This window comes from Pseudomonas sp. JBR1 (assembly GCF_028198185.1).
Classification (GTDB): domain Bacteria; phylum Pseudomonadota; class Gammaproteobacteria; order Pseudomonadales; family Pseudomonadaceae; genus Chryseomonas; species Chryseomonas oryzihabitans_E.
Genome location: NZ_CP116340.1, coordinates 499,684 through 512,365 on the forward strand (window position 1 = coordinate 499,684; position 12,682 = coordinate 512,365).

15 protein-coding genes and 3 tRNA genes are annotated in these 12,682 nt (G+C 63.3%); 8 read left to right on the plus strand and 10 right to left on the minus strand.

The window, feature by feature from the left end; translation table 11 throughout:
* Nucleotides 1-51: 51 nt before the first annotated feature.
* The 5 genes from PJ259_RS02430 to minC all read right to left on the minus strand — a co-directional run bounded on the left by PJ259_RS02430 (nt 52) and on the right by minC (nt 3,379).
* Nucleotides 52-630, minus strand: a complete 579-nt coding sequence (locus PJ259_RS02430; RefSeq protein ID WP_271654588.1) for a class I SAM-dependent methyltransferase — start codon at nt 628-630, stop codon at nt 52-54.
* 46 nt (nt 631-676) lie between these two features.
* Entirely contained in the window at nt 677-1,375 is a 699-nt protein-coding gene (locus tag PJ259_RS02435) for an RluA family pseudouridine synthase (protein ID WP_271654589.1), read from the minus strand.
* Nucleotides 1,376-1,428: 53 nt separating this feature from the next.
* Nucleotides 1,429-1,683: a cell division topological specificity factor MinE gene (gene minE, locus PJ259_RS02440; protein WP_017642793.1), complete on the minus strand. Its 255-nt coding sequence runs from the start codon at nt 1,681-1,683 to the stop codon at nt 1,429-1,431.
* Nucleotides 1,680-2,498 (minus strand): septum site-determining protein MinD, encoded by an 819-nt coding sequence (gene minD / locus PJ259_RS02445; RefSeq protein WP_017642794.1) that lies wholly within the window; start codon nt 2,496-2,498, stop codon nt 1,680-1,682. The genes minE and minD overlap by 4 nt, the downstream gene beginning before the upstream one ends.
* Before the next feature lie 134 nt (nt 2,499-2,632).
* The gene (minC, locus tag PJ259_RS02450; protein ID WP_059314510.1) at nt 2,633-3,379 is read right to left on the minus strand and encodes a septum site-determining protein MinC; all 747 of its coding nucleotides are present in this window, start codon (nt 3,377-3,379) and stop codon (nt 2,633-2,635) included.
* Between the two features lie 151 nt (nt 3,380-3,530).
* Between minC and PJ259_RS02455 the strand changes: the two genes are divergently transcribed.
* Nucleotides 3,531-4,466, plus strand: coding sequence for a lipid A biosynthesis lauroyl acyltransferase (locus PJ259_RS02455; RefSeq protein WP_271654590.1), 936 nt, complete (start codon nt 3,531-3,533; stop codon nt 4,464-4,466).
* Nucleotides 4,467-5,603 carry a patatin-like phospholipase family protein gene (locus PJ259_RS02460; RefSeq protein ID WP_271654591.1) on the plus strand — a complete coding sequence of 379 codons (1,137 nt, stop codon included), beginning with the start codon at nt 4,467-4,469 and terminating at the stop codon, nt 5,601-5,603.
* Between the two features lie 3 nt (nt 5,604-5,606).
* Here PJ259_RS02460 and PJ259_RS02465 read toward each other — a convergent pair whose 3' ends face one another.
* Nucleotides 5,607-6,323, minus strand: a complete 717-nt coding sequence (locus tag PJ259_RS02465) for an MlaA family lipoprotein (protein WP_420480512.1) — start codon at nt 6,321-6,323, stop codon at nt 5,607-5,609.
* 97 nt (nt 6,324-6,420) lie between these two features.
* Nucleotides 6,421-7,731: an alpha/beta fold hydrolase gene (locus PJ259_RS02470; protein WP_271654592.1), complete on the minus strand. Its 1,311-nt coding sequence runs from the start codon at nt 7,729-7,731 to the stop codon at nt 6,421-6,423.
* A gap of 262 nt (nt 7,732-7,993) precedes the next feature.
* Here PJ259_RS02470 and PJ259_RS02475 point away from each other — a divergent pair, with 262 nt between their 5' ends.
* Nucleotides 7,994-8,845, plus strand: a complete 852-nt coding sequence (locus tag PJ259_RS02475; RefSeq protein WP_271654593.1) for a glycine betaine ABC transporter substrate-binding protein — start codon at nt 7,994-7,996, stop codon at nt 8,843-8,845.
* A gap of 43 nt (nt 8,846-8,888) precedes the next feature.
* Here PJ259_RS02475 and folD read toward each other — a convergent pair whose 3' ends face one another.
* Complete coding sequence (folD, locus tag PJ259_RS02480) at nt 8,889-9,743, minus strand: bifunctional methylenetetrahydrofolate dehydrogenase/methenyltetrahydrofolate cyclohydrolase FolD (RefSeq protein WP_059314516.1); 855 nt, start codon at nt 9,741-9,743, stop codon at nt 8,889-8,891.
* 249 nt (nt 9,744-9,992) lie between these two features.
* On the opposite strand from folD, the gene PJ259_RS02485 reads away from it, so the two are divergent.
* From PJ259_RS02485 to PJ259_RS02495, 3 genes are all read left to right on the plus strand, one after another.
* Nucleotides 9,993-10,069, plus strand: a tRNA-Arg gene (locus PJ259_RS02485).
* 35 nt (nt 10,070-10,104) lie between these two features.
* Nucleotides 10,105-10,180, plus strand: a tRNA-His gene (locus PJ259_RS02490).
* Nucleotides 10,181-10,231: 51 nt separating this feature from the next.
* Nucleotides 10,232-10,316: transfer RNA gene (locus PJ259_RS02495), tRNA-Leu, on the plus strand.
* Between the two features lie 492 nt (nt 10,317-10,808).
* Here PJ259_RS02495 and PJ259_RS02500 read toward each other — a convergent pair.
* Together PJ259_RS02500 and PJ259_RS02505 are read right to left on the minus strand one after the other, a co-directional pair.
* Nucleotides 10,809-10,937 (minus strand): hypothetical protein, encoded by a 129-nt coding sequence (locus tag PJ259_RS02500; protein WP_271654594.1) that lies wholly within the window; start codon nt 10,935-10,937, stop codon nt 10,809-10,811.
* Nucleotides 10,938-11,026: 89 nt separating this feature from the next.
* Nucleotides 11,027-11,230, minus strand: coding sequence for a hypothetical protein (locus tag PJ259_RS02505; protein ID WP_059314518.1), 204 nt, complete (start codon nt 11,228-11,230; stop codon nt 11,027-11,029).
* 166 nt (nt 11,231-11,396) lie between these two features.
* On the opposite strand from PJ259_RS02505, the gene PJ259_RS02510 reads away from it, so the two are divergent.
* Nucleotides 11,397-11,759, plus strand: coding sequence for a hypothetical protein (locus PJ259_RS02510; protein ID WP_271654595.1), 363 nt, complete (start codon nt 11,397-11,399; stop codon nt 11,757-11,759).
* Nucleotides 11,760-11,877: 118 nt separating this feature from the next.
* Nucleotides 11,878-12,663 (plus strand): sulfite exporter TauE/SafE family protein, encoded by a 786-nt coding sequence (locus tag PJ259_RS02515; RefSeq protein WP_059314520.1) that lies wholly within the window; start codon nt 11,878-11,880, stop codon nt 12,661-12,663.
* The last annotated feature ends 19 nt before the right edge of the window (nt 12,664-12,682 follow it).

Below are 12,682 nucleotides of genomic sequence, written 5' to 3' on the forward strand. Positions count from 1 at the left end.
TCTGGACTCGGGGGAGTCGAGCGCAGCGCCCAGGCGCCAAGAGCAGGTCGCTCAGCGTCGCCGCAGGACCAGATGGTGAATGTGCCAGTGCTTGGGCCGCCCGATTGGGGTATGGCCGTCCTCTTCCTCTTCAAGCTGCAGGAGGACCTCCCAGCCGTGCAGCAGCTGCTGCAGTTCGGCGGCCTTTACGACCGTCACGCCCTTGCTGGCCCAGCTGTCCCGTTCACCGAACAGTTGACCGCAGAAGAGACCGCCCGGGCGCACCGCAGCGCTGATCCGCGCCCAGAGGTTGGGGAAGCGCGCCGGTTCGCAAAAGGGCAGGGCGAAGCTGGCGTTGATGAGGTCGCTGCTTGGGAGTTCAACGGTCTCGAGTCGCGCCTGGTGGGTTTCCAGACGTATCTGCCACGCATCCGATATTCGCTGCCGCAGTAGGCCCAGGGCTTCGGCCTCGGCATCCACGGCGTGCACCTGCCAACCCCGCTCCAGCAGGACGAGGGTATCGCGGCCGGTGCCGCAGCCCAGGTCCAGTGCGATCCCGGGTGGGGCGGTCCAGCTGGCCAGCGCCTGCAACAGGGTCTCGCGCGGACCGCCGTTGGCGGTGGCAGTGTAATAGGACGTCCAGGGGGACATGGGGCGCTCCTCAGGTGAGCGCCCAGTATGCCAGTGACAGCGGGGGTCAGAAGGGGGCGGGACTGGTGAAGCTCATGCGCTCGCCCGAGACGGGATGGGTCAATGCCAGCAGGCTGGCGTGCAGGCAAAGGCGCGGTTGGGCGGAAAGGGCATCGCCCTGGGCATAGAGCTGATCGCCCAGCAGGGGGTGCCCGATGCTCAGCATATGGACCCGCAGCTGATGCGACCGTCCGGTGATAGGGGTGAGCTCCACCCGGCTGTAATGACCATGGCGTTCCAGCACCTGCCAGAAGGTCAAGGCGTGACGTCCCAGTTCGTGATCCACCACGTGGCGCGGCTTGGTCGGCGGGTCGTAGCGCAGCGGTAATTCGATGCGGCCGCTGTTGGCGTCCGGCTCGCCCCAGCACAGGGCGGTATAGGCCTTTTCCGTCTCGCGATCATGGAACTGCCGCGACAGTTCGCGATGACTGTCGGCATCCCGCGCCAGTACGATGACACCGGAGGTTTCCCAGTCCAGGCGGTGGACGATGCGCGCCTCGGGATAGCCGTTTTCCTGCAGACGGGTCACCAGGCAGTCGCGGTTGTCTTCGGCGCGACCAGGGACCGACAGCAGCAGGGTGGGCTTGTCGACCACCAGCAGGGCGTCGTCCTGGTGAATGATGCGGATGTTGGAGAGAGGCATGGGATTCCTAGAGGCCTGGCTTCGAATCCTGCGTCCGCTTGGCAGATGCCAGGAATTCGACATGGCTCAAACGCCAACGGCGGCCCTGGGGCCGCCGCTGTCCTGCCTGATTCGCGTTAGCGGTCGGGCAGGGTGATGTTGAGTTCGAGGATGGAGCAGCTGCCCTGGTTTTCCAGCTCCACTTGGATCTGGTCCTGCTCGATGGGCACGTACTTGCGGATCACTTCCAGCAGGTCCTTCTGCAACTGCGGCAGATAGTCCGGCTGCTCGTGGCGACCACGCTCGTGGGCCACGATGATCTGTAGCCGTTCCTTGGCTATCGAAGCGCTGTTCTGCTTCTTCCGGTCGCGAAAGAAGTCGAAGATGTTCATTCGGCACCACCCCCGAACAGACGTTGCAGGAAGCCTTTCTTCTTCACGTCGAGGAAGCGATAGGCCACTTCCTTGCCGAGCAGTCGCTCCACGGTATCACTGTAAGCCTGACCGGCGTCGCTCTGTTCGTCGAGAATCACCGGAATGCCTTGGTTCGAGGCCTTGAGCACCGCCTGGGATTCGGGGATCACGCCGAGCAGGCGAATGGACAGGATCTCTTCCACGTCCTCGACGCCAAGCATCTCGCCCTTGGTGACGCGCTCGGGGTTGTAGCGGGTCAGCAGCAGGTGCTCCTTGATGGCTTCCTCGCCCTTTTCGGCGCGGCGCGATTTGCTGGCCAGCAGGCCGAGCATGCGGTCGGAGTCACGCACCGAGGAGACCTCGGGGTTGGTGACCACGATGGCCTCGTCGGCGAAGTACATCGCCAGGTGGGCACCCTTCTCGATCCCGGCGGGGGAGTCGCAGACGATGAAGTCGAAGGTCTGCTTGAGTTCGTTGATCACGCGCTCGACGCCGTCCTGGGTCAGGGCGTCCTTGTCGCGGGTCTGGCTGGCAGCCAGCACGAACAGGTTTTCGAGACGCTTGTCCTTGATCAGGGCCTGGCTCAGGGTGGCTTCGTTGTTGATCACGTTGACGAAGTCATACACCACCCGGCGCTCGCAACCCATGATCAGGTCGAGGTTACGCAGGCCAACGTCGAAGTCGACGATGACGGTCTTGTGGCCGCGCAGAGCGAGACCGGTACCGATGGCAGCGCTGCTGGTGGTCTTGCCGACGCCGCCCTTGCCGGAGGTGACTACGAGTACTTTGGCCAAACTGATTCACCTTGATCGAAAGTAATAACTGAAGCGACTCGGTGCCCTCGGTAACGAGATTGCAGGCAGTGTCGCGCTTCGTATTGCCCTTGGCGGTTTAGGCGCCAATTGCGAAAAATTCGCGAAATTATCCGTTAAAGGCGGGTGATGTTCAACACATCTCCCACCAAAGCGACCTGTACCGGATTGCCCCATTGCGGATGGCGTCGCAGGTCTTCGGCGACCTTGTACTGGCCGGCGATGGACAGCAGTTCCGCGGTCAGCTGCTGACAGAAAATCCGCGCTTTTGTATCACCTTTGACGCCAGCCAGGGCACGGCCACGCATGGGGCCGTAGACGTGGATGTTGCCGTCGGCGAGCAGTTCCGCGCCGGGGCTGACCGGCGCCAGCACCACCAGATCGCCGGCCGGGGCATAGAGCTGCACCCCACCGCGCACCGGCGCGGTGATGATCTTGGTCGGATTGATCGCCGGGGCGGGCGGTACGACAGGTTCGGCTGGCTTGACCGGCTCGCGGTCACGCGGATCGACCTGGCGCTCACGACCGCCGGAGCTGGGCGGCAGGATCGGCAGGTCGTAGTCGTTGGCGGCGGCCAGATCCCCGCTGCGGCTGGCACGCAGGGCCAGGGTGCGCAGGCCATGGCGGCGGCAGAGGTCGAGGAGGGCGCCCAGGTCGAGCGGACCGGCATCGTCGGCGAGCTTGTCCAGGCCGAGCACCAGCGGTGTTTCCTGGAAGAAATTGGGTGCCTGAGCGACTTTCTGGGCCAGTTGCCGGTCCAGGCGCCCCAGGTCGTTGCGGAGAAGCTCCAGCACGGTCACGGCGAGCATGTTGCCCTTGAGCTGGAAGACGGAGTCGCTTTCGGAAGGATCGGCTGCGGTCATAGTGGATACTTGTGCTTGGATGGCGGGACTTATAGCGGGATGCCCTGCGTGTCGCAACCCTCGTCGGGCGACGGGGGCCGTGACTGTGAAGGCTACGGGAAATCTGCGCGAGGCCTGTAGAATGGCGCGACTTTTTCATGCAGGAGTTCCGATGGAGCGGCCGTCTTTCCGCCTCGCCTTTCTCAATCCACGGTATTGGCCGCTCTGGCTGGGGCTTGGCCTGCTCTGGCTGCTGGTCCAATTGCCCTATGCCGCGCTGCTGCGCCTGGCCCAAGGGCTTGGCTGGATCTTCTATCACGTTGCCGGTCAGCGGCGGGCCATTGCCCGTCGAAACCTGGAGCTCTGTTTTCCCCAGCTCGACGAGCGGGCACGCGATCGGCTGCTACGCCGTAACTTCGCCAGCAGCGCCATGGCCCTGCTGGAAATGGCCATGAGCTGGTGGTGGCCGCGTCAGCGCCTGGCCCGGCTGGCCCATATCGAGGGCATCGAGCATCTGCAGGCCGCCCAGCGCGACGGGCAGGGCGTCATCCTCATGGCACTGCATTTCACCACTCTGGAAATCGGCGCGGCGCTCCTCGGGCAGCGGCATACCATCGACGGCATGTACCGCCAGCACAAGAATCCGGTGTTCGACTTCATCCAGCGCCGCGGTCGCGAGCGTCACAACCTGGACGCCACTGCCATTGAGCGCGAAGACGTCCGTGCCATGCTCAAGGTCCTGCGGGCCGGGCGGGCGATCTGGTATGCGCCCGACCAGGACTATGGCGCCAAGCAGAGCCTGTTCGTGCCCCTGTTCGGCATTCCTGCGGCCACCGTCACGGCCACCACCAAGTTCGCGCGGCTAGGACGGGCGCGGGTGCTGCCCTTCACCCAGGAGCGCCTGGCGGATGGCTCGGGCTACCGGCTGGTCGTCCATCCGCCCCTGGCCGACTTTCCTGGCGAGAGCGAGGAAGCCGATTGCCTGCGCATCAATCGGTGGGTCGAGCGGTGCGTCAGCCAGCTGCCGGAGCAATACCTCTGGGCCCATCGGCGCTTCAAGACCCGCCCGCCCGGCGAGCCCAAGCTGTATCCCAAGAAGAAGCGCTAGATGAGTGGCGCCGCCGAGCAGCGTACCGGGCTGATCCTGGCCGGCGGCGGTGCCCGCGCGGCTTACCAGGTCGGTGTGCTGCAGGTGGTGGCAGACACCCTGAGCGCCCCGGCGAACAATCCCTTTCCCATCCTCGTCGGTACCTCGGCTGGCGCCCTCAATGCGGCGGTACTGGCCTGCGGTGCCTTGGATTTCGGTCGCGCGGTAACGCGCCTGGCAGCGGTGTGGTCAGGGCTGGAAACCGGGATGATCTATCGCAGCGACTGGGGTGGAGCGACACGCCAGGCCGCGCGTTTCGGCCTGCAGACGGTGTTCGGCGCCTGGCGGCAAGAACCACTGGCCTTGCTCGACAACGCGCCTCTACGGGCGCTGCTCAGCCGCGAACTGGATTTCTCCGGCATCACCGCCGCCCTGCGCCAGCGCGCCTTGCGGGCGGTGGCGGTCACCGCCTTTGGCTATGCCTCGGGTCAGGCCATGACCTTCTACCAGGGCCATGGCACGCTCGATCCCTGGTTCCGCCATCGCCGGGTCGGGGTACCGGCGCGGCTGGCGGTCGATCACCTGCTGGCCAGTACGGCCATTCCGTTGTTCTTTCCGCCGGTCAAGGTGGGTCGCGAATATCTCGGGGACGGTTCGGTCAGGCAGACGGCGCCCATCAGTCCGGCGCTGCATCTGGGGGCGGATCGAATCCTGGTGATAGGGCTCGGTGCCCCGGGTGGTAACGAGCTAGGTCTGCAGGGGCGGCCGCCCTCGGTGGCGCAGATCGGTGGGCATCTGCTCAACAGTACCTTCGTCGATGCCCTCGATAGCGATACCGAAACCCTGCGGCGACTCAATCTGCTCAGCAGCGCCTTGCCGGCCGGTGATCCGGTCACCGGGCGCTTCTGCCGCCCAGTGGAAATGCTGGTGATCTCGCCAAGCCAGCCGCTCGCCGACATCGCCACCCGCCACCGCAAACGCCTGCCGCCAGCATTGCGGCAGTTGCTGCGGGGCGTCGGCGTGAACCGGCCTTCGGGCAGCGCCTTGCTGAGTTATCTGCTGTTCGAGTCGGCCTACTGCCAGGAGCTCATGGCGCTGGGCCGGGCCGATGCCCAAGCCCGCTTACCGGAACTCCACAGCTTTCTCGCCGGGGGCTGACGCTTACTCGGCGATCTGCAGTTCACGCGCCTTGGTGTAGAAGTAGCGGATCTTCTCGTACTCGAACGGCGAATTCAGCTGGCCGTATCTCATGTCGGTGACGTATCTCAGGTTGATACCACGCAACACCATGATCTCCGGATGGCGACTGCTCTCGTCGTTGACGTTGAGGAAGTTCACCTGACTCTCCGCGGCGAAATCCACCGCCAGCCCGCCGGTATCGCGCAGGTTGGACGGACCGAGGATCGGCAGCATCAGGTAGGGACCATTGCCGACTCCGTAGAAGCCCAGGGTCTGGCCAAAGTCTTCCGGTTGCTTGATGAGGCCCACCTTGGTGGCCGGATCCCAGAGGCCGAACACCCCGATGGTGGTGTTGAGCAGCAGCCGGCCGGTGGTGTCCAGGGCACGACGGCCCTTGAACTGCAGGACACTGTTGAGCAGGTTGTTGACATCACCCAGGTTGCTGAAGAAGTTGCTCACGCCGGAGCGGACGAAGCGCGGCGTGATCCAGCGGTAGCCATTGACCACTGGTAGCAGTACCCACTCATCCAGTCGGTAGTTGAAGTGATAGACGTGGCGGTTCCAGGATTCGAGCGGATCGTAGACGTCCAGGGCGACCAGGGAAGCTCGTTCGAATTCGCGTTGGTCCAGTCCCGAGTTGTACTTGAGCGTCGAGAGCGGATTGCTGAAACCGTCGGCCCCGACCGGTGCGGCCGGCATGGTGTCCGAGCCGATGGTCAGCGACGAGGAGGGCAACGGGCTCGATTCGGCAGCGAAGACAGAGGCACTGGCCAGCAGAAGAAGAGCGAGCAGGGACTTAACCACGGGCGAAGAACTCCAGCATGGCGTTCGCATTGACGCGGTAGTTGAGATTGCCGCAATGGCCGCCGTGGGGGTAGACGGTCAAGCGATCGCCAAAGGTCTTGCGCAGGAAACCGAGGTCGCCCGGGCCGAGAATGATGTCGTCGGCATTATGCATGACGCCGATCTTGGGGCTGCTCTTCAAGTAGTCCTCAAGGGCCGTCAGACTGGATTTGCGCGCCAGATCGTCAAGGTTCTGCCCCTTGAAGTTCTTCTGCCAGAACGGCATCACCTGCTCGGTCATGTAGCAGTCGAAATCGCACTGCAGCGAGCGGGCGAAGAAGCGCGTCAGGCTGGTGCCTTCGGTGATGGGGTAGGTCGGCGGGGTGATCAGACCGCGACGATTGATCAGGTCAGAGGTGAAGGCGATGTCTGCTGCCGAGAAGCGGAAGGACGAGCCGATGAGCATGGCCAGTTCTTCGTTGCTCAGGCGCTCTGGCGAACGCTGGAAGTCGCGCACCACGGCGTCATTGAAGTCGACATAACCCTTTTCCTGGAAGTAGCGGGTCAGCTTCGCCAGGATGAGTTCGTAGAAGGTGCGGTTGTTGGTCACGCCCTTCACTTCGGTCTGTACCAGGCGATCGAGGTTGCGCACCGAGGTCAGCAGATTGACCGGCGGATTCACCATCAGCACCTTCTTGAAATTGAAGCTGCGCTGGCTCTCGTCGAGGTAGGAGACGAAGGCCGCATCCAGGCCACCCAGGCTGTAGCCGGTCAGGTAGTAATCGGTAACCGGCAGCTTGGGATGCTGGGCACGTACCGCCTGCATGGCGCGATAGAGATCCTCGGCGTCATGCGGGGTGTAGCCCGGGGTAGCGGTCCGCGAGACCGATACCATGAAGTCCCAGCTGGTGGGCGAGGACAGCTGCACCACGTGGTAGCCGGCGGCGTAATAGAGCCGCTTCAGGTATTCCTGGGTGCTGGAGGAATAATTGGCGCCAGTGCCGGCGATGAGGAAGATCAGCGGCGCCGGATGGTCCTGGCGAGCGAGGCGGTAGTGGAATTTCTTGACCGGCCAGAAGTTGCCGGGCAGCTGATATTCCCGTTCCGGACGCAGGTTGATGCTGTAGTCGTCCTGGTCGATGGTGCTTTCGGGCGGCAGCTCCGGCCGGAATTTTTCCGGCGTGGTGACGATGGTGGCCTCGAAAGGATTGACCAGGGGATAGCCATAGGTGGCGGCATCCACTTCGGCTGCCGCCTGCGCGGTACCGCAGAGACTGCAAAACAGCGCGCCCAGCAGGGCGGCGACGCGCAACGTAAAACGCATGGACAGAGTCCTTTCAGAGGGCTGAGAGCGTAGGTAAGACAACGGCCCGCCGATAGGTTGCATCGACAGGGGAAGGTTTCTGCGAGGCGTTGATTACAGAGCGGTCCATGGTCCGCGTCAAGCGACAACCGATGTCGTGAAAAGTGCGGCTCTTGTCGCTAACCGGTCTATGTAGGTCGTCCAGGCGGTAGTGGCCATCTTGCATTGCCCGAATGATGGGTATGGGGCAACCGCCCGAATTCCATAGCGAGAGGACTGCTGCATGAGCATGGTGAAGAAACTGTTGGGAATAGGACTCGGTGTTGCGCTCACCACCGCCATGGGCCTGGCCCAGGCGGCCAAGCCCGAAATCACCATCGGCTATGTCGATGGCTGGGCCGACAGCGTGGCAACCACCCACACCGCAGCTGAAGTGATCCGCCAGAATCTGGGCTATGAAGTCAAGCTCATGCCGGTTGCCGCCGGCATCATGTGGCAGGGCGTCGCTCGCGGCAAACTCGACGCCATGCTCTCCGCCTGGTTGCCGGTCACCCACGGCGCCTACTACGAGAAGATGAAAGACCAGGTGGTCGATCTGAACGTCAACACCCCCGACGCCAAGATCGGTTTGATCGTGCCGGAATACGTCAAGGCCAACAGCATCGCCGATCTGCAGGCGCAGAAAACTGACTTCGGCGGCCGTATCATCGGTATCGACGCCGGTGCCGGGGTCATGATCAAGGCCGATCAGGCGATCAAGGACTACGGTCTGGATTACAAGCTGGTGGCCAGTTCGGGCAGCGGCATGATCGCCGAGCTGACCCGCGCCGAGAAGGACCAGAAGGCCGTCGTGGTGACCGGTTGGGTGCCGCACTGGATGTTCGCCAAGTGGAAACTCAAGTTCCTGGAAGATCCCAAGGGCGTATTCGGCGGCTCCGAGCATGTCGATACCGTGGCCAACCCCGCGCTGGAAGCCAAGGCCAAGCCGGTCTGGGACTTCCTGAAGAAGTTCGCCTGGCAGCCGGGTGAGGTGAACGAGGTGATGCTGGCGGTCGAAGAAGGCCAGAAGCCGGAAGAGGCCGCCAAGGCCTGGCTGGCCAAGCACCCGGATCGCGTGAAGTCCTGGCTGCCCTGAGACGTAGCCGAATGAAGAACGGGCCCCGCGGGGCCCGTTTTTTTTAGCTGTGCAGCTGTTCGGCAGCGTACAGGGTGTTTTCCAGCAGGCAAGCCCGCGTCATGGGGCCGACTCCGCCCGGTACCGGGGTGATCCAGCTGGCACGTTCGCGCGCGCTTTCGTATTCCACGTCGCCAACCAGACGGCCGTCGGCCTGGCGATTGATGCCGACGTCGATGACGATGGCGCCGGGCTTGATCCATTCGCCCTTGACCAACCCCGGCTTGCCCACGGCGACCACTACCAGGTCGGCCTGGCTGACATGGTGTTCGAGGGAGCGGGTGAATCTGTGGGTGACCGTGGCGGTGCAGCCGGCCAGCAGCAGTTCCAGCGCCATGGGGCGACCAACGATGTTGGAAGCGCCGACCACCACCGCATCCAGACCATAGAGGTCGACACCGGTGCTGTGTAGCAGGGTCATGATGCCCTTGGGCGTGCAGGGCCGCAGCTGGGGATTGCGCTGCGCCAGACGGCCCAGGTTATAGGGGTGGAAGCCGTCCACGTCCTTGTCGGTGCGGATGCGTTCGAGCAGCGTGGTGGCATCCAGGTGGGCGGGGAGGGGCAGCTGCAGGAGGATGCCATCCACGCTGGTGTCGTCATTGAGACGGTCGATCAGGGCTTCCAGCTCCGCCTGGCTGGTGCTGGCGGGCAGGTCATGGGCATAGGAGTCGAAGCCTACCTCTTCGCAATCCTTGCGTTTGTGCGCCACATAGACGCGCGAGGCGGGATCGTCGCCGACCAGGATGACGGCGAGGCCAGGGGCGCGCAGTCCGGCGCTACGACGTTGAGAGACTCGCTGGGCAATATCCTGGCGCAGGCGGGCGGCAATGGACTTGCCGTCGATCAGTTGGGCGGTCATGGGCGGTTTCTGGTGGTGACGGAAAAGGGTCGGCTATTTTCGCATGGACGGGCCCACTGGCAACAGAGAAGCCTCGGGCGACGGCTAACTCATTCTTTCTGCTTCAAAATTTTTAAAAAATTAGTTGACGGGGTGCCGCGAGCTTTATAACATTCGCCCCGCTTGCCGAGCACAGCCCAAGTCACTGACAAGGGCCAGGCAAGAGGCTTCTCACCAAGGAAGTCTCTGCTAGGGCAGCTGCCGTAACAGGCGCCCGTAGCTCAGCTGGATAGAGCATCCGCCTTCTAAGCGGATGGTCGCAGGTTCGAGTCCTGCCGGGCGCGCCATTGGCGGTTCGGCGACGGCAAGCATGTAAGATATGGTGGGCGTAGCTCAGTTGGTAGAGCACAGGATTGTGGCTCCTGGTGTCGTGGGTTCGATTCCCATCGTCCACCCCATATTCAGCGAACGCCAGACCTCGTGTCTGGCGTTCGTCTTTCAAGCGTCTCGCGGACGTGGTGGAATTGGTAGACACACCAGATTTAGGTTCTGGCGCCGCAAGGTGTGAGAGTTCGAGTCTCTCCGTCCGCACCAATCAAGATGCAAAGCAGAAAGCCGGCCTAGTGCCGGTTTTTTTGTGTCTGGAATTCGAGCGGCGACCGGTGCCTTGAGGTGCGCAGCCGCCAGCGCCCCTGTTTCCAGCCTTGGGTGGTTAGTGGAGATGCCGGAGCAGAGGCGCGCAGAGGGCGAGGCCAAAGGTGGTGCCAAACAGCACGGCCCCGGTCCATATCTGGCGGAAGCCGCTGGCTAAGCGTACGCCTGTGGGCGCTGGTGAGCTGTCCCTCACGGCCGCATACGGGTGCGGGTCGTCGAACAGGGTGATCGAGCGGGTCAGTTGGGTTCGCATGATCCGGCCTCTCGCTGTGTGCACTAATAGTTATTGCCACCTTTCGAGAGTAGCGCGCCGGGCGATCAATGCAAGTTGCAGGCGGATCACTGGCGGACAGGGCGCGTGCGGGCAGGCGAGCGTCGGGTCAACGACGGACTCGCTGTGCCTGGTAGCTGAAGACGCCAGGCGACAGACGGTCAGGCAAGGGTCTCGCTCAGCAGGAAGAGCGTACCGCCAATGGCGCCGCCACTGAGCAGCACCAGGCTCAGCAAGACGCTGCCGACCCACTGAGCGATGTCGTCACTGATTTCGTAGTCCGAGTTCATGCCAGGCTCCAGGTAGAGATACCCGTCCTAGATATCAGTCGTCCGTTACAGTGCGACGACGCCGCAGCGATAACGTCTGGGCGGGCACCTCAGCTGGAGGCCCAACTCAGCCACAGCGTCTGTTCTTCGCTGAGCTGGCCGACCTCACGTAGCGCGCGTTCAAGGTCTTCCCGTACCCGGCGCTTGAGATCGGCATTGAGGTCGATCTGGGCGGTTTCCGCCAACTGATCGGCAAGTGAGAGGTCCGCGCTGAGCTGGCGTAATCGAGGGCCGATGAAATCCTTTTGCTGCATGAGCCGCTCCTGGTTCCTGATGCCCCGGAGTGTGGCATGAGCCGGCTTCCACTGAACATAAGTCGGAAAGATATTGTCTGACTCGATTGGTTAAAAGTTCGACTTGCGTCGTTTTGAGACAAGGCAATGTCCGAAGCGGTAAGAGTTTTATAGGGAAGCAAGGATCATGAGCGGGAATTCGACGCGCAAGCTGCTGGTATTGACGGCAGGTTTCGGTCTGCTGGTAGTGGCCGCCGTGGCGACCACGCACAAGAGCGATTCGACTGGCAGCGAGCCGGCCGTGGTAGCGACGACGGCGCCGCCGGTGGCAGCCCATGCACCGACCACGGGTACCCATCCCGTTGCCGAAGAGCACAAGCAAGATCTGCAGAGCTTTCTCGCTCAAGCCTCGTTGACGCCCTGCGGCGTCTCGATACCGGCGACCATCAGCGATCCTGCCTGTCGTGACGCGGTCGCGACCCATGCTCGCCATGCGGGCTATGACGATGCGGAGATTACCGCCTACCTGGACGCGCATCGCCCAAGATGATCCCTCAGGCATAGCGCCAGGGGTTATAAGCAAAGATTCTTTCAATATATCTCGGCATAACCTGAGTCGTTATCCTGTGCGGCCGCTAGATGAGCCGACAACGGCAATTGGGGCTGTAATGGAAGTAGGGGCAATAGGCTTCGTGATCGCGGGGCTGGTGGTGGGCTTCATCGTGGGCATGACCGGGGTAGGGGGCGGGTCCCTGATGACGCCCATCCTGCTCTGGTTCGGGATCAACCCGGCCGCCGCGGTGGGTACCGATCTGCTCTATGCCGCCATCACCAAGGCCGGTGGCGTCTTCGTCCATCAGCGCAATCGCAACATCGACTGGGCCGTGACCGGTTGGCTGGCCGCAGGCAGCGTACCGGCCGCGCTGCTGACGCTACTCGCCCTGGCGCTGTTGCCGGGCGATCAGCACGCCACCAATGCGCTGATCAAGCAGGCGCTGGGCATCGTGCTGCTGCTGACGGCCTTGGCCATCCTGTTCAAACGGCAGATCTTTGCCTTCGCCAGTCGCCATGCCGGCGACAGACTGCACCTGAGTGCCGGTCGCCTCATCGCCCTGACGGTGCTGACCGGCGCAGTGCTGGGCTTCATGGTGACCCTGACCTCCATTGGCGCCGGGGCCTTGGGCACGGTCGCACTCTTTCTGCTCTATCCGTTGATGGCGACCCGGCGGCTGGTCGGCACCGAAATCGCCCATGCGGTCCCCCTGACCCTGGTGGCGGGGCTCGGTCATGCCGGCCTGGGCAATCTGGACTGGCACGTGCTGGGCTTTCTGCTGCTGGGTTCGCTACCGGGCATCTTCATGGGCAGTCATCTCTCTGGACGGGTGCCGGACAAGGTACTGCGGCCTTGCCTCGCGATCATGCTGATGCTCATCGGCGCCAAGCTGGTGGCGTGAGACCAGCTGCAAGCGAAAC